23 protein-coding genes are annotated in these 24,051 nt (G+C 49.7%); 8 read left to right on the forward strand and 15 right to left on the reverse strand.

All coding sequences use genetic code 11. From position 1 onward, the window contains the following. Window positions 1–11: 11 nt before the first annotated feature. Complete coding sequence (locus MJ611_RS13155) at window positions 12–980, forward strand: cyanophycinase (protein WP_250430277.1); 969 nt, start codon at window positions 12–14, stop codon at window positions 978–980. A gap of 27 nt (window positions 981–1,007) precedes the next feature. On the opposite strand, the gene MJ611_RS13160 is transcribed toward MJ611_RS13155, so the two are convergent. Then, window positions 1,008–1,550 carry an NUDIX domain-containing protein gene (locus MJ611_RS13160; protein ID WP_250430278.1) on the reverse strand — a complete coding sequence of 181 codons (543 nt, stop codon included), beginning with the start codon at window positions 1,548–1,550 and terminating at the stop codon, window positions 1,008–1,010. Window positions 1,551–1,669: 119 nt separating this feature from the next. Here MJ611_RS13160 and MJ611_RS13165 point away from each other — a divergent pair, with 119 nt between their 5' ends. Together MJ611_RS13165 and MJ611_RS13170 are read left to right on the forward strand one after the other, a co-directional pair. Next, complete coding sequence (locus tag MJ611_RS13165; protein WP_250430279.1) at window positions 1,670–2,053, forward strand: hypothetical protein; 384 nt, start codon at window positions 1,670–1,672, stop codon at window positions 2,051–2,053. Window positions 2,054–2,069: 16 nt separating this feature from the next. Next, window positions 2,070–3,392, forward strand: a complete 1,323-nt coding sequence (locus MJ611_RS13170; RefSeq protein ID WP_250430280.1) for a hypothetical protein — start codon at window positions 2,070–2,072, stop codon at window positions 3,390–3,392. A 15-nt stretch (window positions 3,393–3,407) separates the two neighbouring features. Here the strand turns inward: MJ611_RS13170 and MJ611_RS13175 are convergent, their stop codons facing one another. Continuing rightward, window positions 3,408–3,941: a class I SAM-dependent methyltransferase gene (locus MJ611_RS13175; RefSeq protein ID WP_250430281.1), complete on the reverse strand. Its 534-nt coding sequence runs from the start codon at window positions 3,939–3,941 to the stop codon at window positions 3,408–3,410. A gap of 310 nt (window positions 3,942–4,251) precedes the next feature. Here MJ611_RS13175 and MJ611_RS13180 point away from each other — a divergent pair, with 310 nt between their 5' ends. After that, window positions 4,252–4,857: an START domain-containing protein gene (locus MJ611_RS13180; protein WP_250430282.1), complete on the forward strand. Its 606-nt coding sequence runs from the start codon at window positions 4,252–4,254 to the stop codon at window positions 4,855–4,857. A gap of 33 nt (window positions 4,858–4,890) precedes the next feature. Here the strand turns inward: MJ611_RS13180 and crcB are convergent, their stop codons facing one another. The 12 genes from crcB to MJ611_RS13240 form a co-directional block, all read right to left on the reverse strand. After that, on the reverse strand, window positions 4,891–5,262 hold the full coding sequence (gene crcB, locus MJ611_RS13185; RefSeq protein WP_250430283.1) for a fluoride efflux transporter CrcB: 372 nt from the start codon (window positions 5,260–5,262) through the stop codon (window positions 4,891–4,893). Between the two features lie 226 nt (window positions 5,263–5,488). Further along, window positions 5,489–5,737: a hypothetical protein gene (locus tag MJ611_RS13190; protein WP_250430284.1), complete on the reverse strand. Its 249-nt coding sequence runs from the start codon at window positions 5,735–5,737 to the stop codon at window positions 5,489–5,491. Between the two features lie 159 nt (window positions 5,738–5,896). Then, window positions 5,897–7,192 (reverse strand): serine hydrolase, encoded by a 1,296-nt coding sequence (locus MJ611_RS13195; protein WP_250430285.1) that lies wholly within the window; start codon window positions 7,190–7,192, stop codon window positions 5,897–5,899. Window positions 7,193–7,306: 114 nt separating this feature from the next. Next, entirely contained in the window at window positions 7,307–8,179 is an 873-nt protein-coding gene (locus MJ611_RS13200) for a hypothetical protein (RefSeq protein WP_250430286.1), read from the reverse strand. A 137-nt stretch (window positions 8,180–8,316) separates the two neighbouring features. Further along, window positions 8,317–8,787, reverse strand: a complete 471-nt coding sequence (locus MJ611_RS13205; protein WP_250430287.1) for a hypothetical protein — start codon at window positions 8,785–8,787, stop codon at window positions 8,317–8,319. Window positions 8,788–8,820: 33 nt separating this feature from the next. Further along, window positions 8,821–9,192 (reverse strand): hypothetical protein, encoded by a 372-nt coding sequence (locus tag MJ611_RS13210; protein WP_250430288.1) that lies wholly within the window; start codon window positions 9,190–9,192, stop codon window positions 8,821–8,823. 198 nt (window positions 9,193–9,390) lie between these two features. Continuing rightward, window positions 9,391–9,714, reverse strand: coding sequence for a 2Fe-2S iron-sulfur cluster-binding protein (locus MJ611_RS13215; protein ID WP_250430289.1), 324 nt, complete (start codon window positions 9,712–9,714; stop codon window positions 9,391–9,393). Continuing rightward, window positions 9,714–10,727 (reverse strand): NAD(P)/FAD-dependent oxidoreductase, encoded by a 1,014-nt coding sequence (locus MJ611_RS13220; RefSeq protein WP_250430290.1) that lies wholly within the window; start codon window positions 10,725–10,727, stop codon window positions 9,714–9,716. Before MJ611_RS13220 ends, MJ611_RS13215 begins: the two co-directional genes overlap by 1 nt. A gap of 141 nt (window positions 10,728–10,868) precedes the next feature. Next, window positions 10,869–11,618, reverse strand: a complete 750-nt coding sequence (locus MJ611_RS13225) for a DUF72 domain-containing protein (RefSeq protein ID WP_250430291.1) — start codon at window positions 11,616–11,618, stop codon at window positions 10,869–10,871. A gap of 676 nt (window positions 11,619–12,294) precedes the next feature. Next, window positions 12,295–13,068: a PX domain-containing protein gene (locus MJ611_RS13230; RefSeq protein WP_250430292.1), complete on the reverse strand. Its 774-nt coding sequence runs from the start codon at window positions 13,066–13,068 to the stop codon at window positions 12,295–12,297. Between the two features lie 87 nt (window positions 13,069–13,155). Continuing rightward, window positions 13,156–13,482 carry a hypothetical protein gene (locus MJ611_RS13235; RefSeq protein ID WP_250430293.1) on the reverse strand — a complete coding sequence of 109 codons (327 nt, stop codon included), beginning with the start codon at window positions 13,480–13,482 and terminating at the stop codon, window positions 13,156–13,158. A 103-nt stretch (window positions 13,483–13,585) separates the two neighbouring features. After that, window positions 13,586–14,572, reverse strand: a complete 987-nt coding sequence (locus MJ611_RS13240; protein ID WP_250430294.1) for an isoaspartyl peptidase/L-asparaginase family protein — start codon at window positions 14,570–14,572, stop codon at window positions 13,586–13,588. A gap of 547 nt (window positions 14,573–15,119) precedes the next feature. Here MJ611_RS13240 and MJ611_RS13245 point away from each other — a divergent pair. From MJ611_RS13245 to MJ611_RS13255, 3 genes are read left to right on the forward strand one after another with little or no spacing between them, the layout of a single operon-like run. Next, on the forward strand, window positions 15,120–16,379 hold the full coding sequence (locus tag MJ611_RS13245) for a glycosyltransferase family 1 protein (protein WP_250430295.1): 1,260 nt from the start codon (window positions 15,120–15,122) through the stop codon (window positions 16,377–16,379). 35 nt (window positions 16,380–16,414) lie between these two features. Next, window positions 16,415–17,608 carry a UDP-galactopyranose mutase gene (gene glf, locus MJ611_RS13250; protein WP_250430296.1) on the forward strand — a complete coding sequence of 398 codons (1,194 nt, stop codon included), beginning with the start codon at window positions 16,415–16,417 and terminating at the stop codon, window positions 17,606–17,608. Then, window positions 17,595–19,142, forward strand: coding sequence for a glycoside hydrolase 5 family protein (locus MJ611_RS13255; RefSeq protein ID WP_250430297.1), 1,548 nt, complete (start codon window positions 17,595–17,597; stop codon window positions 19,140–19,142). The genes glf and MJ611_RS13255 overlap by 14 nt, the downstream gene beginning before the upstream one ends. A gap of 99 nt (window positions 19,143–19,241) precedes the next feature. Here MJ611_RS13255 and cphA read toward each other — a convergent pair whose 3' ends face one another. Then, a complete protein-coding gene (gene cphA / locus MJ611_RS13260) occupies window positions 19,242–21,881 on the reverse strand; it encodes a cyanophycin synthetase (RefSeq protein WP_250430298.1) in 2,640 nt (879 codons plus the stop codon). A gap of 454 nt (window positions 21,882–22,335) precedes the next feature. Between cphA and MJ611_RS13265 the strand changes: the two genes are divergently transcribed. Next, the gene (locus MJ611_RS13265; RefSeq protein WP_250430299.1) at window positions 22,336–23,817 is read left to right on the forward strand and encodes a hypothetical protein; all 1,482 of its coding nucleotides are present in this window, start codon (window positions 22,336–22,338) and stop codon (window positions 23,815–23,817) included. The last annotated feature ends 234 nt before the right edge of the window (window positions 23,818–24,051 follow it).

Raw genomic sequence — 24,051 nt, forward strand, 5'->3', positions numbered from 1 at the left:
AAACTTCCGTTATGGCAAATAAGAAAGAAAAAGAAGATCAAAACCAAAATCCACTGCCCCTTACCGATTCAACTGTGAAGGATGAAAAGGCCTTTGTCAGGGGCAGGCAGAGTATGAAAAGCGGCAACGGAATGCCGGTGCCGAAGGGAAAGCTATTGGCCATAGGAGGGAAGGAAAGCAAGAGCTCCCAGGAAGAAACCGATATACAGAGACAAAACGAAGACTTTGTGCCCGAGCAGATCCTCCAGCGTTTCGTGGATGAGTTGAAGGGCTCTAACCCATTGATCGCTGTAATCCCAACGGCATCTACGCAGCCGGAAGCGGCTGCCAAGGATTACTTAAAGGTGTTCGGCAACCTGAAACAGAAAAACATAGAGGTGCTGGACATCAGAACCAGAAAAGATGCCTTTGACCCCGAATACTTAAAAATTATGGAGAAAGCAGCAGGCATCATTTTTACCGGTGGTGACCAGTTGCGCCTGACGGCCATATTTGGCGGAACCCCGCTGCTGCAGCTGATGAAGCAGCGTTATACATTTGATGACATCATCATTGCCGGCACAAGTGCCGGTGCTGCAGCTCTTTCCACGCCCATGATCTACGAAGGCGAGACGCAAGGAGGCATGCTCAAAGGTGATGTGCGCATTACCACAGGCTTGGAGTTCCTGAAGAACGTAGCCATCGACACGCACTTTATTGCCCGCGGGCGCATTGTACGCATGGCGCAGGCTATTGCCACCAACCCCGGCTGTATCGGTATCGGATTAGAAGAAGACACGGCTATACTTGTTACAGAGGGCAGGCACGTGGAAGTTGTAGGAAACGGTCTGGTTACAGTGGTGGACGGCACGGGTATATCCAAGACCACGATTCATGAGATCAAGACAGGGCAGCCGTTCACCGTCTGCGACTTACGGGTTCACCTCACCGCCGACAAAGAAACCTTTGATATTCCGATATACGAACAGCTGCACGTATAATCATACTATAAGAACTGAAGCAACACCCTAAAGTGTTGCTTCAGTGTCTTTTGGGGGCTGGTTCAACTTCTTGGATAGCCAGTGTACGGCTATGATGGTCTTGGCATCCAGCAGTTCTTTCTGCAGCAGTTCTTCCTGCGTCAGGTAAACTATCTTCACATTTTCGTTTTCTTCGTCCAGGCCGCCACCCTTTCCTTTTTGCCTGCTCACTTCGGCATAGTACATGTATATTTTCTCGGTGCAGGCGCCCGGCGAAGTATAAATGTCCCGGATGTGCTGCAGGCTGTCCACGGTATAACCTGTTTCCTCTTCAATTTCTTTGCGGATGGTTTTCTCCGGGTCGTTATCTTCCAGCACCCCGGCTACTACTTCCAGTAGCTCCTGCCGGGCGGGGTAACGGTACTGCTTCACCAGTATGTATTTTTCTTTCTGCGTGTCGTAAACCAGGGCGGCAGCACCATCGCCGCTCTCGAACTGCTCCCGCTCAAAGATTTCCCCGTTCTCTTCCACCACCAGTTTCCGTAAAGTATAAAACCCGTCGTAGATCGTTTTTATTTTCTTTATTGTCATAAGCTGCTCTGATCTTAACCTAACACCTGTACGTCGGAGAGAAGAAGAGGGGTAAGTATACCTGCGCTTATGCAGCAAAACACAAGGCAGCGCGTATATTTTAGCCTAAATCCCGATGTATGATAAGAGTAACGTTTGTAGCCATTCTGCAGGGCATTTACTGGGCTGTTACCGGCATCTGGCCTCTGTTGCACATGCCAAGCTTTCTGTGGGTGACAGGCCCCAAAAACGACCTGTGGCTGGTGCGAACGGTAGCAGTACTGATACTGGCAATCGGGCTTATACTTCTGGCTGCAGGCTTCAGAAAACGGGTAACCGAGGAGATAAAATGGCTGGGTATACTTAGCGCAGCCGGCCTGATCCTGATCGATGTATACTACAGCCTGGCTGACGTGATTTCCAACATCTACCTACTCGATGCAGTGGGAGAGTTTATCCTGATTGTGCTCTGGCTGCTGGCCGGCCGCAAAGGCATGGCAATCGTAAAAGAAGCTGAACATTAACCAGTAGGAGTGAAGTATGGAAGAAAATCTGCCCCTCAGAAAACGACATTACCGGGTTGTTGACGAGCTCATAAACGAGGCACAGCAACAAATACCTGAAGCTGGTATGCGCAGGCGTGCCATCGCCATGAGCTTCCTGCACGAGTACAAATCCCACCCGGTGCAGCCGAGCTTAGTGCCCAGTGCCGACGGTACCCTGGAGGGCATCCTGTTCTCGTTGCCAGCCTATGCCATGGAGGGTGAAGATAATCCGCTCTGGAAAGTATACCAGGACCTGCTGCTGAAGCTGCCTTCGCACACCCAGCTGTATATGCTTGTGCACGAACCGGTAGCCGATAAGCTGGAGCAATGGCTTCAGGAAAATAAGCTTATAGATCGCGCCCACTTGCACCGGGTTCCTACTGTTTACAACATGTTCATATGGGCAGAAGACAGCTTTGAGGTGGTGCAGGACAAGGCCAATGGAAAACGTTACATGGTGCAGCCGCACTCCCATCGCCGCATTTTTGATGATTACATAAGCCGCCTTACTGCCAGGGCATTTGAGCTGGAACGTCTGAAGGTGCCCTTGTATTATGAAGGGGGCAATATCCTGATCGGCGATGATTTTTTCCTGATGGGAGCCGACTACGCTGTCGATACGCTTCTGGACCTGAACGGTGTGCAGGGTTCGCTCCTCGAAACATCTGCTCTCGATGCCCTTACCAGGCTGTACAAAAAGTACCTGGACAAGGACCGCAAGCTATACTTTATCGGGAGTTCGCTGATCATCCCAAGTGAAAGGAACCGCACATTTACCCATGACGGGCAGGAGTGGACCGAAACCATTTATACCAAGAACGGCGAAGGCACGGTGCAGCCGATGTTTCACATTGATAAGTTTATTACCCTGGCCGGAAGAAACAAGGCAGGTAAATACCAGGTGCTGGTAGGAGACACCCGCATGGCCGATGAACTATTAGGCACCAGCACCGCACGCTTAAGTATGTACGATGTGTTTGACGACATTGCCGAGCTGCTCTCCGGGTTAGGCTTTGAAGTGTATCGTAATCCTTTGCCGATAACCTATGTTGATGATGAAGAGGAGCGCGTACGGAAATGGTATTTTGCCACTTCCAACAATGCCGTGGTAGAGATCCGGAACAAGCAGGAAAAAACAGTATGGCTGCCCACCTACGGGCACGGCGACTGGGAAGACCTTAAGAAGACTGACGACGAAAATAAGCGCATCTGGGAAGAGCTGGGTTTTAAAGTGGTGCAACTGGAGGACTTCCATCCCTTTGTAGAAAACTCGGGAGCACTGCATTGCATTAAAAAATACCTGAAAAGAGGGCATTAGATTTAAAGTGAGTATCTATACTTTGTGTTTGTACACCACCATAAAATAAGGCGGGAACGACAAAAAAGTATAGGGTTTGAGCTGCGGCAGGTGCTTTTTAAACAGAGGCATCAGCCACGCCGCACTAAAAATAATGATCAGCTTTCCGTCCGGCTTCAGCCATGTTTTGATTTTCTGCAGAAAGGGCCCGATCATTTCTTTCTTATAAAAAGAAAGCGGAATGGAGCTAATAAAATAATCTACTTTGGCTGCCGGGGGTATATGCTTCTCAAACTCAAAGGCGCTTCCGTTTACAACTGTCAGGGCATGTAAATGCTTTCTCAGGTACTGGCAGGCTTCCTCGTCAATCTCGAAGGCGTAATACGAGAGGTTTTGCTTTCCTTTGGCTTTGTGCAGCAGGGGCTTTGTGATCTCTCCACGGCCCGCCCCGATCTCGATGATGGTGGTAGTATCTGCGGTAAAAGTTACTTCTCCCACAATTTTCCGGATCACCTTCTGGGGAGTCTCTCTGATGGCACCGGTCGTGAATAGGTTTGGGAGATAGCTCATTTACTGGTCCTGTCTGAAAGTATGTAACATCTGTTAACAGCAGCTCGTCGTTGCCTGCGCCTGATGCAGTGCTGGCAAGCCTTGTTACCAGGGAAGCATAGCTTTGTATACACCAATCCGGAAAAGTGGTTGCTGCAGCAGGTATTATTTGAGCTTGCCTGCAACTGCAACACCAGCTTATACTTTCTTTTTGAGCTAAACAGCGGCACAGGCTTTGTTTATACTTTGAACCATTTTCTGTAAACTGTTGCTTAATAGGTAGATACCTGATCAGATTACCTGAATTATTCTATTCTCATTCACCCAAATTATGCTGCACCACCTCCTGTTTATAGTACTGATGCTTTTCTCCGCGCCCGTTTCTGCTACCGAAGCCAGGTGGCAGCTGGTAAAGGAGAAAGACGGTATACTTGTGTATACTTCTGACTCTGAATCTTCGGCACTGAAGTCCATTAAAGTTACTGCTGTTATGGAAGGTACACCTGAAAAGCTGTGGGCCGTTGTGCAGGACGTAAACACCCAGAAGGAGTGGGTGTATGCCACAAAAAGCTCAAAACTGCTGAAGCGAACAAGCCCGGGCGAGTTGCTGTATTATGTTGAGACAGAAGTCCCCTGGCCTGTCAGCAACCGCGACATCCCGATCCGGATGAAGATGACGCAGAACAAGGCCGATCAAACGCTTGTCATTAATACAGTGGGTTTGCCTAAGGCCGTACCAGTTAACGATGGCAAGGTGCGTGTGCCGCATCTGGTGGCACGCTGGGAGGTAAAGTCCGTGGGTAAAGACAAGATCAAAGTTGATTACTTTCTCGACCTCAACCCTGGAGGCGCTATACCTGCCTGGATCGCCAACCTGTTTGTAACCAAAGGTCCTTTCGAGACTTTCACTAATTTGAGAGAGCTGCTGAAAAAGTAACGCAAGTATAAACTGCTATACTTTAAGCCCCTGTTACTTTGCCAAAAACAGCCCGAGCCAGATGGCCAGTAATCCTGCCACTATACTTGTTGCCATGTATACAATGGCTGTGAGCGTATGGCCGGTCTGCAGCAGGTTCAGGTTTTCGGAAGAGAAGGTAGAAAAGGTGGTATAGCCACCGCAGAAACCAGTAACGAGCAGCAACCGCAGGTTTTGGTTTAGCTGGCTGCTATGCCAGAACAACCCGATAAAAATCCCGATCAGGAAACAGCCCACCACATTGGCGATAAACGTAGCCAGCGGAAACGTAGCCGCATAATATTTAGCAGTCAGTACGGCAGTGAGGAAGCGCAGCATGCTTCCGGCAGCCCCACCGAGACCTACAAGTATAAGTTGTTTAAGCATGAAGAGGGTGTAGCAGTTGCCGTTGTTTATCTAATTAGTTACAGGGTAGTGGAGATCGTGTTTTTCCAGTAATTTCATCAGCCACTGATCTGTTGCAAAAGTAAAGCAGATCGTGTAAATACCCACCAATTCAGGAAGATTTGACTGGCTGCGAGTGGCTATGCGGTTATAGTTGTGTATCCGAGTAGTGTTGTAAAAGTAAAACCAGGAGGTTTCCCTTTCCTGGTTACTCCGATAAATCTTCCAGATCGATCTGGTCCAGGTAAGGCTCCAGGAGCGATCTGCTTGTGAACCCATGGACCAAGGCAATCTGGTTGTCTTCCGGCGAGTACCATACTTCTGCAAAGAACCTGCCCATGTGGTAGAGGGCAACACTGCAACCCATTTCTTCACGTATGGCCAGGTAACGCCCATGCTCCCAGACCAGCTCCGCTCGCTCTTCCCTTGGCAGACAGTTGAATGCATAGAAATCCATAGTTCATGCATTGTTTTCCTGAATAATACGGCTCCGCCTCGACAATAGCTTTTGTATAGGGGCAATCGGTGTTATAAAATTTTGGATTCAGAGCGATCAGCAGATGGTTCAGGCTTGCAAGTTTATCGTTCATGCCAAATTTTACTGCCTACCCCACGGTTAGTTATCTACCTCTTTCAAGGCAGCCCGTGTGTCCTGCGGGTCGCGCTTTTCATACTTCACCTGAAAGGCTGACAAATTGGGTTTATACTTGCGCTCCCGTGCCAGCTCGTGCTGGTAAATGATCTGTCCCAGGTTATAGAGGAAGGGATAGCCGATGGTGTCGTAGTCATACTTGCCGTCGTTGATCACGCCGTCGCTGTTTACATACACTGTGGCTGCCAGCATGTACTCCACCTGGTTTTCAAAATCAACCACGTACGACACATCCGTCAGGAACCCGTACGACCAGCCTACTTTGTTGAACACCCGCACCTGCTCAGGCATGTGGTGCGTGCTGTCGCGGAAGAAGAACTTTACGTAGCTGTCGTAAAACTCCGTGGTGTCATACTTAGGGTAGGAGGTTTCAGAAGGGTACTGCGACAGGTAACGGTACAGGAAATCGTAATCATCCGCAGCCAGGTTGAAGCGTTGCATTTTTGGCACCGACGCCGGAAACATAACCGATTGAAGCAGCTTCTGGAGGTCCTGCAGCGGCAGCTTGTTGTGCAGCGTGAAGTCGTAAGGGCCATTTACCAGGCTGTCGCGGCTGTCGAAGTGTGCAATTCCCAGTTTGATCTGTTCGCTGAAATCAATCGGGTCGGGGTTGTACAAAGGCGGCTGGCTATACCTGGTGGTGCCATCGGTATTCAGGAAGCGAATGGCATTGGTGTGGCGGTTCTGCTCGGTGGTATAGCCAGCAAATTGACGTACAATGCGGGAGCCCTTGTACCCTTTGCGGCGAAGGCTCCGGTTAATTTCCTGCTGCCCTACAAACTGGTAGAGGCGGTTGTACGGATCGTTCTCGCTGATGAGCAGGGCGCGTTTGATAAAGTGTGCGATGGAGGGCAGACCGTTGGCTGAAGAAGCGTCGGCGAGCAGGGGCTTCTGGCCTACGTAACTGCTGTCGAAAACAACCGGCGTGTGCATGTCTATACCTTTGCTGCCAAGGGTGTTCAGCTTCTCCAACGCCATAAAAGCCAGGGGCAGCTTTACGGTAGAGGCCGGGTTAAAGTATAGCTTCGGATCGTAGTTGAAGTAATGGTTCTTGAAAGAAGGCTTGTTGTTTTTGTCCCGGTTGATCTCGGTGTAAATGATCTGCACGCGGTACTGGTCCGGCTTGCTGAGCACTTCGTTCACATTATCGTTACCGGCTTTCGTGAGAATCTCTTTCAGCGAATTGTCGGTGCTCTTTTGGGCTATAGAAGGCTTGCAGATGCAAAGCAGCAAGGCGGAGAGGAGTAAAAGTCGTGTCATGTGATAGAAGAATTTTTGTATAGATCGACCCACATATAAGCCGTGCAGACAGACTAATTTATTATTAAAAATCAAACTCTGCCGGCATGACTTATATGCACTGACATTTTCTACTCAAATCTTTGTCTTTAATTCATGTGGTAAAACTATTTCATCATTGATGACTTCAACTAGCTCGAACCTATCATTGTAATACCAAAAAATGTCAGCTGTGATGCTGCCTGGGTCTTCATCAAAGAACAATTTGATTGTTGGGCGTAATTTATCTAAAGCTTCAATTGCAGATTTGTCTTCAATTGGAATCACAAAAGCTGATCCCCTTGTTGGTATCGCCACGAAGGCTCCAAATTCACCAATTGCAAAATCCGCATTTCTCTTGATGTCACGAATGTAGCTCGCAGAGTGGTCTGGGCTGAAAAATGAATAAACTCTCTTTGTCTCTGTTTCCTTAGCTTCCCTTATTTCTATACCATCTCGTTTGTTAACATTTTCTTGCGCTATATAAAATAATGAATCAATGGGAACTCGCCATAGGTCAATGGTTTCCTCGTCAATAGACTCATATTTGTCTGGCAAATCAAGAACTAGTGTCGACATCGTACCAGGAAAATCAACTTTGAAGATCATCAGCGCTTTAGTTTTTTCCTCATACTCTGGGTAAATCCTTATTGCTATCAAGTCTCGACATTTATCAAAATCGGACCTGTCTAAGTTAACCTTTGTTGTCAATCTTGTAAAATGGTCAACGATAATCTCTCTCCACTTAGCTTTGTCGTCTTCTTGCTTGCAACTACGCAGAAGGTTGTCAAGTGCTAATTGGTTAACATTATCCGAATCGTCATTCAACACTACGTATATAACTCCATCTTCAATTTTTTTAATCGTTCCTTTTTCCTGAAGAAAATTCTTAGAGTGTTTAATGATTATTTCGTAGTCGTTTTGTGTAATCTGCCCCACGTACCTTTCTGGCAGTTTTTCCTGGTCCATAGAACAACTAAATAATGAAAGTCCTAATAAGAGTTTTGATAGTTTAATCATCTTTTAATAATGCTTGCGTGCAACGAGCTGGTGCAGCCGAAGCCTGTAGCGGAGCAAGGGTTAAGGCTGAACTGGGTTGTGCAGAGTTATTTTAATTTTTTAAACCTTCTATTGCTATCATACCCTTCTGCTGGGACTTCTATCCATTTGTTGTCCTTCTTATTCTTTATTGATGCCATAGTCAGTTCTTCGTCATGCTTAACAAGGGTCCATTCGGAAATTGTGTCCATTCTCCCTACGTCATCTTGATCCCATACAGGCTCTAATATTTGTATCTTAAGTGTGTCTCCTGTATATGAGTAATGCGCTCTTTCAAAAAATGAGTCACACTCAAGAACAAGTACATCTAACTCGCTTAGGAAAAGAAGAGAATCAGCGCAATTGCTTTCACTATGTGCTATGTTGCTTGCCCATTCAGAGATGTAATTCGGTCTTTCGTAGGGAGGCAATTCGTGACCTTCATGATAACTTTCTAGCTCTAATGATAGTGAATCATTTTTGCTGCATGACATTAGTATAACAGAAACAATAGCCACCAAGTGATAAATTTTTTTCATGTTCTAAATTTTGCACAGCGGATTTAGGCTAAATCACGCCTTGGTGTGGTTTAGGCATTGTTGGGTGCCGGCATTCTCATTCCAAAATTTATAATCGTAGATATCGTCGTTTTCATCCATTATCTGCCCCTTTTGAATAACAATAAATATTCGCTTTACTTCGAACTTGCCCCCTTTATCAATATAGATTGTAACCTTATTATCATTAAGGTCATATTCTCCTTCAGAAACGAATTCCTTTTTATCGAATACTGTTATTCCATCTTTTGCAGCATAGTTGACGACATTATTTTTCTTAAACCAAAAAGCTATGTAGTTTGTACTTTCAAATTTAAGCCCTGCATGCCAATCAGTATATTTGTGGCCATCAGACAAATAGTAGCCATCTTCTATCAGTAAATCCATTCTTTATTTATACTTACACCCAACTACTGGATAAACGTCAACCTACGCTTATCTGCCTTATGTGCGGAGGTATCTATCATCTAGTAAATATAACTATTCACTAATATAAGTTTTTAAAAGATTAAGATCATCAAGCATAAAACAAAAACGCCATACCTTTTCAGGTATGGCGTTTATACTTTAAATCTATCGTTCTGCTTACGCTTCCGGCATTAACCTTACTACCAACCCGTCCAGATCAGGCGTGATTTTCAACTGACAAGACAGGCGACTGGTAGGAGTGGCATGTGGCAGTGTTTCCAGCATGTAGGCTTCGTCGTCGTTGGGCTCGGGCAGCTCATTGCTTTGCAGCACCTCTACGTGGCAGGTCGCGCAAATGGCCATGCCGCCGCAGATAGCCGGCACATCCAGTTCATTTGCCTTCATTACTTCCATCACCGAAAGGCCCATGTCTGTGGGAGCCTCCAGCGTTACGCGGCTGCCGTCGTGCAGCTCTACGTGTATGTTTATCGCGTCTTCCATTATTGCAGTTCCTGTATACCGTTTACGGTAGTGTACTTGAGTACATACTTTTTGCCCGGGTTGATGATGTTGTACGCACTCTGCGCCATCAGGGCCGCCTCATGGAAACCGCAAAGTATAAGCTTGAGCTTGCCCGGATACGTGTTGATGTCACCGATGGCGTACACCCCTTCGATGTTGGTGGAGTAGTCGAAGGTATTTACTTTGATGGCGCCTTTTTCCAGCTCCAGACCCCAGTCCTCGATCGGGCCCAGCTTTGGCACCAGGCCAAACAATGGGATGAAGTAATCAGCCTCGATGGTGTACGGTGTTTCGTTGTCAATCATCACGGTCACAGCGTTCAGTTTGCCGTTTCCATGCACCTCCGTTACGTTGGATTTTAGCAGCAGCTTAATGTGCCCTTCTTCGGCCATACTTACTACTTTCTCCGCCGACTCTGGCACGCCCCTGAAGCTTGTGCCACGGTGTACTAAGGTCAGTTCTTCGGCCACACCAGACAGGAAAATAGTCCAGTCGAGGGCAGAGTCGCCGCCACCTGCCAGAACCACACGTTTGCTGCGGAATTTCTCCGGGTCTTTCACCATGTAGGCTACCCCTTTGCCTTCGAAGTTTTCAAGCTGCTCGATGGCTGGTTTTCTTGGTTCGAAGGATCCCAGGCCGCCGGCAATCACCACCACTTTACAGAAGATCTCGGTGTTTTCAGAAGTTACTACTCTGAAGGAACCGTCCTCCTGTTTCTCCAGTTTTTCCACACGCTCGCCCAACGTAAAAGTAGGGTGGAACGGCTCAATCTGTTTCATCAGGTTATCGACCAGGTCGCCGGCCAGCACCTCCGGGAAGCCCGGGATATCGTAGATAGGTTTTTTAGGGTAAATCTCGGCCAACTGGCCGCCTACAGTTGGCAGGGCATCCACAACGTGGCAGCGCATTTTCAGCAGACCAGCTTCAAACACAGCAAACAGGCCTACAGGGCCCGCCCCGACAATGCATATATCTGTTGTTATTCTTTCCATTTTTATACTTGATCTTAAATCATGTTGGTGCGGTAAAGATACTCGCACCACATAAGCTTACATAAACCTTTCTTTCTTTTTTGGAACAGGTCTTACTAGGTAGTAACAATTAAATGAGCCAATTTGCTCAATTATTTATAACTATACTATGGAAGTTGATCGTTCCTTTACCAGCTCCTGCAGGCGCATGGCATTAAAGGCTGCATACCCCAACTGATCGTTATCAAAATACACGTACACATCGAGCCCCTGCTGCTGCCATTCCAGGCACTTATCAGCCCACCATTGCAGGGCGCTTTCGGAGTAGCTGCCGGCATACTTTGTTTCCGGTCCGTGCAGACGCACATACACAAAATCAGCAGTTACCTCCAGCGGCGACATGTGGTACTCCAGTTCATAGATACAAAAGGCAGCGTTATACTTTCGGAGTAGTTCATAAATAGCGGGCGTGTACCAGCTGTGGTGCCGGAACTCGAAAGTATAGCGGTAATAAGGTGGCAGCACTGCCAGGAAAGCTGCCAATCGTTCTTCGTTCACGCTCCATCCCGGCGGCAACTGGAAAAGTATCGGTCCTAGCTTTTCTTCCAGCGCATTCACATTCTGAAAGAAGCGGTGTATACTTTCCTGCGGATCTTTCAGCTTTTTCATGTGCGTGATGAAGCGGCTTCCTTTCACGGCAAACACAAAATCATCGGGCACAGAGGCGCGCCAGTTGGCAAAGGTTTCGGCTGAGGGCAGTTTGTAGAACGAGTTGTTGATCTCGACGGTGCGGAAAAAGCGGAGGTAGTGATTGGTGAAGTCCTTCGACTTTAGCCCGGGCGGATAGAAGTTGCCCATCCAGTGTTTGTAGTGCCATCCCGAAGTGCCAATGTATACCTGCCGTTGTTCCATGTTGTGTCGTTTGTGTAAAATCAACACAAGTATACTTGGTGGAAGGGGGATAGGTTAAGACCTCGCAGCGTACGCAGCTCCTGCGAGCGTCTCTGTAGCCGCAGTGTTATTGGTAGAATTAGGATTTCAGGATATAGTAGATGACCAGGATAAACCCACCCCTGACCCCTCCCGGGAGGGGAATTGGTCTTTGATGTAGTTGAGGTTATACTTTCATTGCTGCCGTTGTCCAACCACCCCTAACCCCTCCTTGTCTAAGGAGGGGAGTTCTGTTGTTTGCTGCATCGGAAGTATAGGTTTCATAGCTGCTGCAGGTCATCCCCCTATCCCCTTCAAAGGGGGACTTGGCTCCGGTTGCATAGCCGCTCACGAAGCAGTATCGTTTCCAGTCCTTGGGTTGAGCGCCTATGCGAGTTTTTCCGGTGCCTGCAAGGCATTGCGACGCAGGAGCAAAGGAAAAGCTCCTAGCGCGATGCCCGAGGACGAGGCCCCGCGGCCGTGAGCGCACCAAAAGCAGCTATGAAAGTATGGAAGTATAAGACTTAGGAAGAAAAGTAGCTACGAAGCAAAGGCTTGTCTGCCTAAAGTATAAACAAAAGCTGTAAGTATAAATTTCTACTATAGCAGATTTCTCGCTCTGCTCGAAATGACAGAAAAGGAAATCAAGAAATATAAACTACCATTCATAAAGCAACTCATTCCCTCTTTTGCCAACAACTACAATCGCATCCATTTTGCGGAGGCAGTAGGTGATCTGACGTGAGCGGTGCAGGGGCAGGTTGAGGGCTGCAGACAAGCATTTGGTTGAGAACGGTTGCGGCAGCGTGGGTGGCAGTATCGTCAGGAAGTCCTGGTTGCAGGTAAACACCCTGCTTTCGATCACATCGAGCAGGCGGCGGTCTTTTATACTTTCGCGTTTGCGGCGTTTGCTGCCTTTTCCATCTTTGCAACGCACTTCTTCCTCGCGTATCAGCGGAAACTCTATCGTAAAATTCGGGTGGTTGATAAGCTCCGGTATGCGCACCATTTCCTCGAACAGGTCAAGCAGGTTTCCGCGGGCAGGCGACTTTCTGCGGGAGAGCATTTCGGTACCTTTCTTATCTACCTGCACCACCCATTTTTCTATGGTTAGCGGATGCAACACGTGCACTTTATACTTTTGTACGAGCTCCTGCAGTTTGCCACGGATGGCAGAGAAATTTCGCGTCTGTATCTCTACCAGGTCATCGCCGCGCACCAGGTCAATCACAAAACCATCGAGAGGTACTTCAAACCGATCTTCAGGTTGGGCATACCATTGCTTCAGGGCCGCATGCAACGAGCGTTCGTTACGCATGCCAATGCCGTTACTCGTTTTAGGTGCTGGGGCTGCTGGTATTTGCTGCTGCTCTGATTTATTGTCTTTCTTGCTCACGTGTCCTGCTGTTCTCTTGCCGGGTAGGGGCAGCAAAAGTATAAAATCTCCGGCATCTTTCCGGCACGGAACAAGTATAGGCAGCGCTGAAGCGGTAAGAAAGTATAAACAGCCAGCTTAACGTCAGATATCCTTACTGATGAGCCGGAGGATCTGATTCCGGATCTGGCTGACACGGGCGGAAGAGAGTACTTCGTTAGAAAAGTTGTCAGCTTTCAGACCTGCGAGCACTTCCTGGAGCACAAAAACGTACGAATCAATGTCATTTACGATCAGCACCACAGATTCCGGGTTTGTGTTTAGCTCTTCGTCTACAAGAGCGATCTTCAATCTTTCATTTCTGTTTATTTCGTCCTCTAGCTTCTTTGCCAGTTCGGCACCGGATAAATTGGCAGTATCCAGGCTGGTCAGAAAATCTTCTGCTTTGAAATAGCGGTCATGCGTAGGCATAAAAATCTAAAAGTATGCTTGTTAATTTTGAGGGTAGTTCCGGGCTGCTTTTACAACCCGGAACCATGAGTTATAGTATCACGGGTATTCTCAGTGTTGCCTTCTATTTCTTCGCTTTAGCGGTCTTCTTTTTCTTTTTTGCTGGTGCAGCAGGATTTTCTTTCTCATCCTCCCAAAGTGCCACAAAAGGCTCTCCTTCCGCCTGCCAGAAACCGCGCTTCATAAAGCCGGTGTTAAAGGCAAAAGCCGCGTTGCCTTCAGTGTCCATTGCGATCAGTCCTTTGTCGCCCTGAAGCAGGTCGTCGTGTAAATGTACTGCCTTTTCGGCTGCTGCCTGCAGCGACTCGCGGCCATACTTCAGCATAGCGTATACTTCGTGCGCCAACACACCGCGCATGATCACTTCGCCTTCGCCGGTGCAGCTAACGGCGCATACTTCGTTATTGGCAAAGGTACCGCCGCCAATAACCGGCGAGTCTCCTACACGGCCTTTCATCTTATCGGTAAGCCCCCCGGTAGAGGTGGCAGCTGCCAGGTTGCCGTCCATGTCTAAGGCAACTGCGCCTACGGTGTCTGCCATGGAGCCTACCATTTCATGTTTTTTCTTCAAGCCTTTCTGCTGTTTATCGCGCCAGGCTTTGTCTTTTTCGGGTGTTACAAAATATTCCGGGTCCATCAGTTCCAGCTTCTGGCGCAGGGCAAATTCTTCGGCACCGGAGCCTACCAGCAAGGCGTGATCACATTTTTGCAGAATCACTTTCGCAAGGCTTATCGGGTGCTTAACATAGCGGATAGCACCGACTGCGCCAGCACGCAACGTTTTACCATCCATTATGGCAGAATCAAATTCAACTTCACCGCGCTGAGTTAGGCTGCTTCCGCGGCCGGCATTAAACGCTGGGTTCTCTTCCATACTCATCACGGCAGCCTCTACGGCATCAAGTGCTGTACCTCCTTTCTCCAGTACTTCATAACCAGCTTTCAAAGCTGCTGCCAGGCCTTCTCTATACTTCTCTTCTTTCTCTTTGTCCAATTCTGATGGTTTTACACTTTCAGCTCCGCCGTGTATAGCTATTGCAAATTTTTTCATAAGTCTGTATAAAAGTAGGGTGATGTTACTACAGCTTTGTTTACGCTCCTGCCAAAATTATAGTTGGTAAGGTCAAAGTAGAGGTGGGTATTAATGCTGCAATGCCGTTCGTGAAGAAAACGTGCTTTGAAGTATGGTGCTGATATTCAGTGTATAGAATAGGACTTTTAACTGCGTATAGGGGTGGGTACGTAGTTCTACGCATCAAAAAATAAGTACAAAATTCCTGTGCACAGATCTGCCTTCATCTGCGGAATCCAAGTGTTTTGAAGGCATTATTTCAATCCAATTTCCTGTACAGGGATTTAACTATCAGCTGTATTTAGTAGAAATGAGGAGTACACTTCTTATGATGTTTTCTTTTCAGAGTATAAGTATATAGTGCCCGAAACAATAATTAGGTGTAAACACGTAGACTAATCCGTATTAATATTTTACTATTTGGAGACCCAGCCACGTAGTACAGAGACTTGCCCGAAACCCCGGAAGCCAGGATTAAACCGCCTCCTGGATTTGCACAAAACACAATATCTTTTAATGTAGAACTATGTTTAAAACGAACTCAGAACCTGAATCTTTTGTGCCGGAATCATCCGGAGAAAGCAGTACCATAGGAACCCCCAGCACTCCCGTTGAATCAGTAAAGAAATCAGCCATAACCATAGATGTAAATGAATTTATACAAAACCTGCCGGACGTAATCTGCCTTTCGCACCTGCGCTGGGATTTTGTGTACCAGCGCCCGCAGCACCTGCTCTCACGCTTTGCCAAACATGGCCGCTTGTTCTTTGTAGAGGAGCCCGTGTACGTAGATTGCCGGGAGCCACACCTGCAGGTATCAGAACGTGAAGGTAACGTACAGCTTGTTGTGCCTCAGCTGCCACACGGTACGTCGCCGGAGCAGGCAGAAGCAGCGCAGCGCATCCTGCTCGATCAACTGTTTAAGGAACAGTTAGTCGAGCGCTATCTTTTCTGGTACTACACACCCATGGCCCTGAGTTTTACAGACCATTTTAAGCCGGTGCTTACCGTGTATGATTGCATGGACGAACTGGCTGCTTTCCGCTTTGCGCCCCCACGCCTGAAAGAACTGGAACAGGCACTCTTTAAGAAAGCCGACCTGGTGTTTACCGGTGGCCAAAGCCTGTACGAGGCCAAGAAAAAGCAACACCCGCATGCGCATGCATTTCCGAGCAGCATCGATAAAGACCATTTTGCGCAGGCACGTAAGCCATTACAGGAGCCAGCCGACCAGGCCGCCATTCCGCAGCCGCGCATCGGCTTTTTCGGAGTGATAGACGAGCGCATGGACATCGAACTGCTGGGCGCCCTGGCAGAAGCAAAACCGGAATGGCAGATCGTCATGATCGGTCCAGTTGTGAAAATTGATCCGTCTACGTTGCCCCAGCACCCTAACCTGCATTACCTGGGTGGCAAAACCTACAAAGAACTGCCGGCTTACCTGAGCGGCTGGAACGTAGCCATGCTGCCTTTTGCCATCAACGAGTCAACCGAATTCATCAGCCCAACCAAAACACCCGAATACCTGGCTGCCGGCAAACCGGTGGTTTCTACTCCTATCCGCGACGTGGTGCGCCCTTACGGAGAAGCACGTTTGGTGCATATCGCTGCCACTGCTGATGAGTTTGTGCAAGCCATTGAAGAAGCGTTAGCCCAGCAGGAAGACGAACAATGGCAGGCAGCTGTAGACGGTTTTATGGCAAACATGTCGTGGGACCAGACCTGGCGCAGCATGGCAGAGCTGATGGCTAATGCCCTTTATAAGAAAAAGAAGCAGTCTCTTTAGTCGGCCTCCAGTACTCACCTAATTAATGTAAGCATATGTTCGACTATCTGATAGTAGGGGCTGGTTTTGCCGGAAGTGTAGTAGCCGAGCGCCTGGCTTCGCAACTGAATAAGAAAGTACTCATCATCGATAAGCGTCCGCACATTGCGGGGAATGCGTTCGACCACTATAACGAAGACGGCATCCTGGTACACAGGTATGGGCCGCATATCTTTCATACCAACTCCAAGGAGGTGTTCGATTACCTGTCGCTGTTTACGGCATGGCGGCCGTACGAGCACCGCGTGCTGGCCAGCGTAGACGGGCAACTGGTGCCCATGCCCATTAACCTCGACACCATCAACAAACTCTACGGGCTCAGCCTGACCTCTTTTGAAGTAGATGATTTTTTCAAATCCGTGGCCGAAGAAGTAACTCCGGTACGTACCTCGGAGGATGTGGTGGTAAGCAAAGTAGGCCGCGAACTGTACGAGAAGTTCTTCCGCAACTATACCCGCAAGCAGTGGGGCATGGATCCCTCGGAGCTGGATAAGTCGGTAACCTCGCGGGTGCCGGTGCGCACTAACCGCGACGACCGCTACTTTACCGATACCTACCAGGCCATGCCGCTGCACGGCTTTACCTGCATGTTCGAAAAGCTGTTGGCCCACCCCAACATCAAGATCATGCTCAACACCGATTACCACGACATCCTGGACGTGATCCCGTTCAGGGAGATGATCTATACCGGACCGGTGGATGAGTACTTTGACTTTAAATATGGCAAGCTGCCGTACCGCTCCCTGGAGTTCAAACACGAAACGCTGGATAAGGCGGTGCACCTGCCTACAGCCGTGGTCAATTTCCCGAACGAGCACGCCTACACGCGCGTGACCGAATTCAAGTACCTCACAGGCCAGCAGCACCACAAAACCAGCGTGGTGTACGAGTACCCGCAGGCCGAAGGCGATCCGTACTACCCGGTTCCACGCCCTGAGAATGCCGCCATTTACAACCAGTACAAGAAGCTGGCGGATGCCACGCCGGGCGTGCACTTTGTAGGCAGGCTTGCCACCTACAAGTACTACAACATGGACCAGGTAGTAGCACAAGCGCTTACGCTGTTCAAAAAGCTATCGGGGCAGGAGGAGAAAATAGAGTTGCTGGATGGAGTCCAGATCAGGTTAAACGGAAATGGTGTAAAGCTAAAAGATGTTGGAGTAAGCATTAGCAAAAATGGAACTCACTGACCGGGCAGAAAAACAATTTGGGAGAACAGCACAGGAAAAGGCATCCGGCAATGATTCAAGCAGCGTGCTGCTGCAGGCGGGAAAGGAAATTTCGGCAAGTGCGGACCAGAACGTAATTTTGGGCATGAACACCGAATTACCCTGGATCCGGGTTGCCCCCGATGCACCCTACTTTATAACCGAGCACGGGGAGAGCTGGACGCCCATCGGGCAGAACGATGCCATTACTTGGCCTGATTTTGCCAATGCCTTTCGCCGGAAAGACCTGGCGCAGGTAGAGCGGCACCTGGCGTGGCTGGCGCAGCATGGGGTTACCTGCCTGCGCTTCATGCTGGAATATGCCCAGACGGAAAACCGCTACATCGAGCGGCCGGCCGGTAAATTTGCACCCAACATGGTGCGCCTCTGGGACGACCTGTTTGCCCTGTGCGCCAAGTATAACCTGCGTATCCTGCTCACACCCGTAGATACCTTCTGGATGTGGATCCGGTGGAAGTATCATCCCTATAACAAGAAAAACGGAGGCCCTTGTGCCAGGCGTTCCAGCTGGCTTACCTGCCCCGATACGATGGCTGCCATCAAGAACCGCTTTACCTTCGTGATCGAGCGTTGGGGCGGCAGCGGGGTGCTTTTTGCCTGGGACCTCTGGAACGAAATACACCCGGCCCATGCCGGCGACCGCACCGATGTGTTCACTGATTTTATCAGTGAGTTGAGCACGCATGTGCGGGATACGGAGCTCCGGTTATATGGTCGCTCACGTCCACAAACAGTCTCGATTTACGGGCCTGTGCTGAACGATCGTCCTGACGTAGCCGATGCCATTTTCCGGCACCCGCTGCTCGACTTTGCCAGCACGCACTTCTACGACACCGATACCATCAACCATCCGAAGGATACGGTGGCTTCCGCAATCTGCACAGGCCGGCTGACGCGGGAGGCCCTGCAGCACCTGCAGGACAACCGTCCTTTCTTCGACAGCGAGCACGGGCCTATTCATACGTTCAAAGACAAGAAGTATACTTTGCCGGAGTACTGGGATGACGAGTATTTCCGGCACATGCAGTGGGCGCATTTAGCCTCTGGTGGGGCAGGAGGGGGCATGCGCTGGCCTAACCGCCATCCGCACACACTTACACATGGCATGCGGCGCGCCCAGAAAAGTATGGCTGCCTTCGTGAAGCTGCTGGACTGGACCACTTTCCGGAGAAAGAACCTGAACGAGGAGGTGCGGGTGAGTGAGCCGGCCTTTGCGACTTTTGCTTGTGCCGACGAAAAGCAGGCCGTAGTATGGCTGCTGCGGCAGCACAACCTGAAAAAAGACGGAACTATGAACACGGGAGCCGCACCGCTTCCTGTTTCGGTAACCCTACCGGGTATGGTAGCCGGTACTTATACTTTAACCACCTGGGATACCTCAGCAGGCTGTGTCCTGATGAGTAAGACCATAACGTTGGGTACTTCCGGAGACTTGCTGCTTGAGTTAGAACCTGTACTTGCTGATGTAGCCGTTGCGCTGCAGTGGGTGGAGTAAGAAGAAGCAAGTATAAATTACTAGTCACTGGTTGATTTATTACAAAAAAACCGGGCCTTCCTTTTTAGGAAGGCCCGGTTTTTAATTGATTTGTTATACTTATGTATTGTTCTGATCTACAGGTACCTGGCGGTGCTGGATGATGCGGAAGCTTTCCACCAGTTTCACTGCCTCCGGAATATCCTCTGAGAACAGCGTGATAAAAGAACCGGGTGGGGCGTACTCCAGCGCATGTGCCAGCGCACGGGCTTCCTGCTCTATTTCCTTTAATTCCAGTTCTGGTTTCACCTGCATGATGCCCTGTTTCAGCAAACCGTTTATTTCACTACCGCTTCGGCCTCTCAGGTCTTTGTCCTGGCGAATGATGATCTCGTCGAACATCTGTGCAGCCAGCTTGCCTATTTCGATCGTATCGTTGTCGCGTCGGTCGCCGATACCAGCAATGATGCCGATTTTGAGCGGGGCTTCCACATTGCTGATGAAATCAGCAATGGCTTCCATACTAGCTGTATTATGCGCATAGTCGATCAGCACTTCATACTTCGGTAACTTGAACAGGTTCATACGTCCCGGAGTGGTTTCCGCAGACGGGATGAAGGTACGCAGCGCCGTCTTGATCTCGGAGAGCTCCATGTGGTTGATGTAGCCGGTAAGCGTTGCCGCCAGCACGTTCTGTATGTTAAACCTGGCGCGACCTCCAAAGGTAAGCGGAATGTCAGCCACCCTGTCTACACGCATTTTGTAGGTGTTCTTGAAAATGGAGATATACCCGTTTTCGTAAACAGCTGCCAGCCCGCCCTTGGAGATATGCTTTAAAATGCGGGGGTTGTCTTCATCCAGGCTAAAGAAGGCTACTTTGCTACTGAGCCCTTCTGCCATGCCGTACACCAGGTCATCATCTGCATTCAGCACGGAGTAACCATCAGGGCAAACCGTGCGGGGTACAACCGCTTTCACCTGTGCCATTTCTTCCACAGTATGAATATCGCCCAGCCCCAGGTGGTCTGCCGCCACGTTCGTAACTACGCCGACATCGCACTGCCTGAAAGCAAGGCCGGATCGCAGCATGCCGCCGCGGGCAACCTCCAGCACCGCAAAGTTTACAGTCGGATCTTTCAGCACGAACTCACTGCTGAAGGCACCGGTCGTATCGCCTTTGATGATCTTCTTGTCTTGTATGTAGATACCGTCGGTGGTGGTGTAACCTACCTGGTATCCTTTAAACTTGAGCATGTGCGCGATCAGGCGGGTAGTGGTAGTTTTACCGTTGGTACCCGTAATGGCAACAATAGGTATGCGGCTCGGGCAGCCGTGCGGGAAAAGCATGTTGATGATCGGCTCTGCCACGTTGCGCGGAAGCCCCTCGGTTGGTGAAATGTGCATGCGCAAACCCGGCGCAGCGTTCACCTCGATCACGGCACCTCGGGTTTCAGGCAACGGTATGGCAATGTCAGAGGTCATCACATCCACCCCGCAGATATCAAGTCCGATGATGCCGGCAATACGTTCGGCCATCAGCACGTTGTACGGATGCACCTGGTCGGTTACGTCGGTGGCCGTACCACCCGTGCTTAGGTTTGCGGTGCTCTTCAGGTACAACACTTCACCCGCAGGCAGCACTGATTTTAAGGTCAGGTCTTTCTCCCGCAAAATAGAGCGGGTGTTTTTGTCTACTTTGATGTGCGTGAGCGCTTTCTCATGGCCTATACCGCGGCGTGGATCCTTGTTTACATCCTGGATCAGCTGCTGGATAGTGGAAATACCATCGCCTGTCACCATAGCAGGTGTGCGCTTGGCAGCAGCAATAAATTTGCCATCGATCACCAGCAGCCGGTAATCAGCCCCTTCGATAAACTGCTCCACCATAACGGCCTGCGAAAAACGTTGCGCGTCTGCCAACCCTCTGGTAGCTTCCTTCCAGGACTGCACATTGATGCTGGCACCTTTGCCCTGGTTGGCATTAAGGGGCTTTACCACGATCGGGAACCCGATCCTGTCCACAGCCTCTTCCAGCTCATCCACGTTGTGCACGATCATACCCTGGGGTACCGGGATGCCGGCATCTTCCAGTATCATCTTGGTGGCGTTTTTATCACCGGCAATCTCGACGGCAAAGCAGGAAGTTCTGCTGCTCATGGCAGCCTGTATGTGCTTCTGATTTACTCCGTAGCCCAGTTGAATAAGGCCGCGTTTGACGTCGTTGATGTAAGGAATGTTGCGGCTGACAGCTTCTGACACAATGGCCTCGGTGCTTGGGCCAAAATATTCATCTTCGCGTATCTGGTGCAGTTTGGCGATATCCTGTACCACACTTACTTTTTTACCCCGTGCCAACGCCTCTGTAATGCGTACGGCTGCATGTGCTGCATATTCTCCTGCACGTTCCTGCTGGTAAGAGAATACCACGTAATCCACACCCGGTTCTTTGGCAGGGTAGCGGCGCCCGTAGCCGCTGTCCATGCCGGCTACAGTCTGCAGCTCCAGTGCAATGTGCTGCACTACTTTGCTCAGCGTGGTGCCTTCGCGCACCAGCTTAAAGAAACCGCCTTCTGTACCTTCAGTGGATCGGTGCTCGAACATACCCGGGAAAAGTTTCTCCAGTCGCTCTGCAAAGTGGTGGATCTCGTTAGTGAGTACATCCTGCAGGTCTCCGAGGTCCAGCTTCAGCACAATAATCTTGGGATGTTTAATGGACCAGTAACTTGGCCCTCTCATCACTCTTAGTTCAAGAATATTCATAAAAATTAAAGTCTACAGTTAAAGCGAAACCATGTGCCAGCCTGTTGGCACCTTGATGAATAAGCAGATGGAAGAAGCAAACAACATTTTGCCCTTGAAGTTTTACGCATATTACAGGATAGTGGCAATGACAGGAGCTATTAAATAATGCTCTTTGAATTAAGAATAGGTATAAACCCTGTTCAGTTAAGTATAAATCCTGCAGTATGCTTATATGCTGATTCGAATGAATTTACCGATGCTTTAATGAGTAGATAAGTGTGGGTCCGGGGCTTGGAACGTGGATGTGCAGCACCTGTCGGTGCTCGGGTAAAGTTATATGTTCGGGCTTTGGGGCGGAGAGCAAATACCTACTTAGAAGCCTGCTTTTTAGAGTGAAAAGCTAAACAAGATGGAGAGGCTTTCGTTAAAGACGATACGTTTTGTTCTATTATTCACTAAAAAACTGAAAGCTATGGCAAGAGATTATGATCGTAATTACGACGAAGGTGGCTACGGCTCCTATGGTTCATCAAGAGGTGAACACCAATCTGATGAAGACAGAGGTTTCTTTGGCCGCATCGGCGAAACAATAAGCAATGCCTGGGAAAGAGTAACTGGTGGTGATGAGGATGAGGAAAACCGTTACAGAAGCGGCGGATCATCTTATTCAGGTTCCAGCGATTACGATAGAGGTGGTTATGGTTCTTCGAGCTACGGCTCACAGGGAGGCTATGGGCGCAGCTCACAATACGGTGGCAGCGGTAGCTCTTATGGCAGTGGCTCCGGCTCATCTGGCTACGGTTCGCAGGGCAACTACGGTGGCGGATACAGCGGCTCTTCACAGGGTGGCTCTTCACAAGGCGGCTATGGCCAGGGTGGCTACGGTTCTTCACAGCGCGGTGGCTCATCACAAGGAGGTTATGGTTCGTCTCAGGGCGGCTACGGCTCACAAGGCGGTTATGGCTCTTCTTCACAGGGCGGATACGGTGGCAGTTCTTACGGCGGCTCCGGTTCTATGAGCGGCTCCGGCTACGGAAGCAGCAGCCAGGGTGGCAGCTACGGCGGCTCGCAGAGCGGTTATGGCTCTATGGGCGGCAGACAAAGCTATAGCGGCCGTTCCGGCTCTATGGGCGGCGGCTCTACCGGTGGCTACGGCTCAGGCAGCATGGGCGGCTACAGCGGATCTAACTACGGCGGATCAGGCTACAGCTCAGGTGGTGGCTACGGTGGCTCTGACTACGGCTCTATGAGCGGAAGCAGGGGCTACAGAAGCGGCTCCGATGTAATGGGCGGCGGATCATCCCGCTATGGTTCTTCCTCTGGTTATGGTTCAGGCTCTATGGGTGGCGGATCATTTGGCAGCGGCGGCGGTTCGTTCGGCGGTGGCCACTATGGTGATACCGGCTCGCAGGGTTACGGCTCACAAGGCAGCGGCTCCTACAGAAGCGGCAGCTCTTACAGCGGTGACTATGGCTCTTCACAGGGCGGCTATGGCCAGGGTGGCTATGGTTCTTCTTCACAGCGCGGTGGCTCATCACAAGGAGGTTATGGTTCGTCTCAGGGCGGCTACGGCTCACAAGGTGGTTACGGCTCTTCTTCACAGGGCGGATACGGTGGCAGTTCTTACGGCGGCTCCGGTTCTATGAGCGGCTCCGGCTACGGAAGCAGCAGCCAGGGTGGCAGCTACGGATCATCTGGCCGTAGCGGCATGAGCAGCTATGGCGGCGGCGGCTCCGGCTACGAAGGCAGCTCACAGTATGGTGGCTCCGGCAGCGGTTACGGTGGATCTTCGCAAGGCGGCTACGGCAGCAGTTCATCACAGGGTAGCTACGGCAGCTCAGGCAGAAGCAGCGGCAGCTATGGCAGCAGCTCTTCTGAAAGAGACAGAGACAGAGACAGAGATGAGCACAGAAGCTCTTCTTCCAGCTACCGCGGAGGAGATTACAGCAGCTAATCGTTTTAAGATAGTAGTAGCAAGCTAAAACTTGCTTCAGAAAAGAACCTGCAGTATCTGCAGGTTCTTTTTGTTTTTAAGGCACCTGGCCGTTAAAACCGACCCGGAATTTATACTTGTTTGGCTGTAAAGTCGAGGAATATTCTGCAAACGCAGCACCAGGTCAGAATTGGATGTTTTTCAGGGCTTTTTCAAAGCTTCAGGAGAGTAACACAGGGAATACAACATACTTTT

This window comes from Pontibacter ruber (assembly GCF_023630205.1).
Taxonomy (GTDB): domain Bacteria; phylum Bacteroidota; class Bacteroidia; order Cytophagales; family Hymenobacteraceae; genus Pontibacter; species Pontibacter ruber.

What these genes read in the sequence shown, in the direction of transcription:
- MJ611_RS13210 (WP_250430288.1), bottom strand. Translation starts at nt 9,192, where the DNA reads ATGGATTTACTGATAGAAGATGGCTACTATTTGTCTGATGGCCACAAA.
- MJ611_RS13160 (WP_250430278.1), bottom strand. Translation starts at nt 1,550, where the DNA reads ATGACAATAAAGAAAATAAAAACGATCTACGACGGGTTTTATACTTTA.
- MJ611_RS13205 (WP_250430287.1), bottom strand. Translation starts at nt 8,787, where the DNA reads ATGAAAAAAATTTATCACTTGGTGGCTATTGTTTCTGTTATACTAATG.
- MJ611_RS13190 (WP_250430284.1), bottom strand. Translation starts at nt 5,737, where the DNA reads ATGGATTTCTATGCATTCAACTGTCTGCCAAGGGAAGAGCGAGCGGAG.
- MJ611_RS13165 (WP_250430279.1), top strand. Translation starts at nt 1,670, where the DNA reads ATGATAAGAGTAACGTTTGTAGCCATTCTGCAGGGCATTTACTGGGCT.
- glf (WP_250430296.1), top strand. Translation starts at nt 16,415, where the DNA reads ATGTTCGACTATCTGATAGTAGGGGCTGGTTTTGCCGGAAGTGTAGTA.
- MJ611_RS13200 (WP_250430286.1), bottom strand. Translation starts at nt 8,179, where the DNA reads ATGGACCAGGAAAAACTGCCAGAAAGGTACGTGGGGCAGATTACACAA.
- MJ611_RS13255 (WP_250430297.1), top strand. Translation starts at nt 17,595, where the DNA reads ATGGAACTCACTGACCGGGCAGAAAAACAATTTGGGAGAACAGCACAG.
- MJ611_RS13180 (WP_250430282.1), top strand. Translation starts at nt 4,252, where the DNA reads ATGCTGCACCACCTCCTGTTTATAGTACTGATGCTTTTCTCCGCGCCC.
- MJ611_RS13195 (WP_250430285.1), bottom strand. Translation starts at nt 7,192, where the DNA reads ATGACACGACTTTTACTCCTCTCCGCCTTGCTGCTTTGCATCTGCAAG.
- cphA (WP_250430298.1), bottom strand. Translation starts at nt 21,881, where the DNA reads ATGAATATTCTTGAACTAAGAGTGATGAGAGGGCCAAGTTACTGGTCC.
- MJ611_RS13240 (WP_250430294.1), bottom strand. Translation starts at nt 14,572, where the DNA reads ATGAAAAAATTTGCAATAGCTATACACGGCGGAGCTGAAAGTGTAAAA.
- MJ611_RS13175 (WP_250430281.1), bottom strand. Translation starts at nt 3,941, where the DNA reads ATGAGCTATCTCCCAAACCTATTCACGACCGGTGCCATCAGAGAGACT.
- MJ611_RS13225 (WP_250430291.1), bottom strand. Translation starts at nt 11,618, where the DNA reads ATGGAACAACGGCAGGTATACATTGGCACTTCGGGATGGCACTACAAA.
- crcB (WP_250430283.1), bottom strand. Translation starts at nt 5,262, where the DNA reads ATGCTTAAACAACTTATACTTGTAGGTCTCGGTGGGGCTGCCGGAAGC.
- MJ611_RS13245 (WP_250430295.1), top strand. Translation starts at nt 15,120, where the DNA reads ATGTTTAAAACGAACTCAGAACCTGAATCTTTTGTGCCGGAATCATCC.
- MJ611_RS13155 (WP_250430277.1), top strand. Translation starts at nt 12, where the DNA reads ATGGCAAATAAGAAAGAAAAAGAAGATCAAAACCAAAATCCACTGCCC.
- MJ611_RS13220 (WP_250430290.1), bottom strand. Translation starts at nt 10,727, where the DNA reads ATGGAAAGAATAACAACAGATATATGCATTGTCGGGGCGGGCCCTGTA.
- MJ611_RS13265 (WP_250430299.1), top strand. Translation starts at nt 22,336, where the DNA reads ATGGCAAGAGATTATGATCGTAATTACGACGAAGGTGGCTACGGCTCC.
- MJ611_RS13170 (WP_250430280.1), top strand. Translation starts at nt 2,070, where the DNA reads ATGGAAGAAAATCTGCCCCTCAGAAAACGACATTACCGGGTTGTTGAC.
- MJ611_RS13235 (WP_250430293.1), bottom strand. Translation starts at nt 13,482, where the DNA reads ATGCCTACGCATGACCGCTATTTCAAAGCAGAAGATTTTCTGACCAGC.
- MJ611_RS13215 (WP_250430289.1), bottom strand. Translation starts at nt 9,714, where the DNA reads ATGGAAGACGCGATAAACATACACGTAGAGCTGCACGACGGCAGCCGC.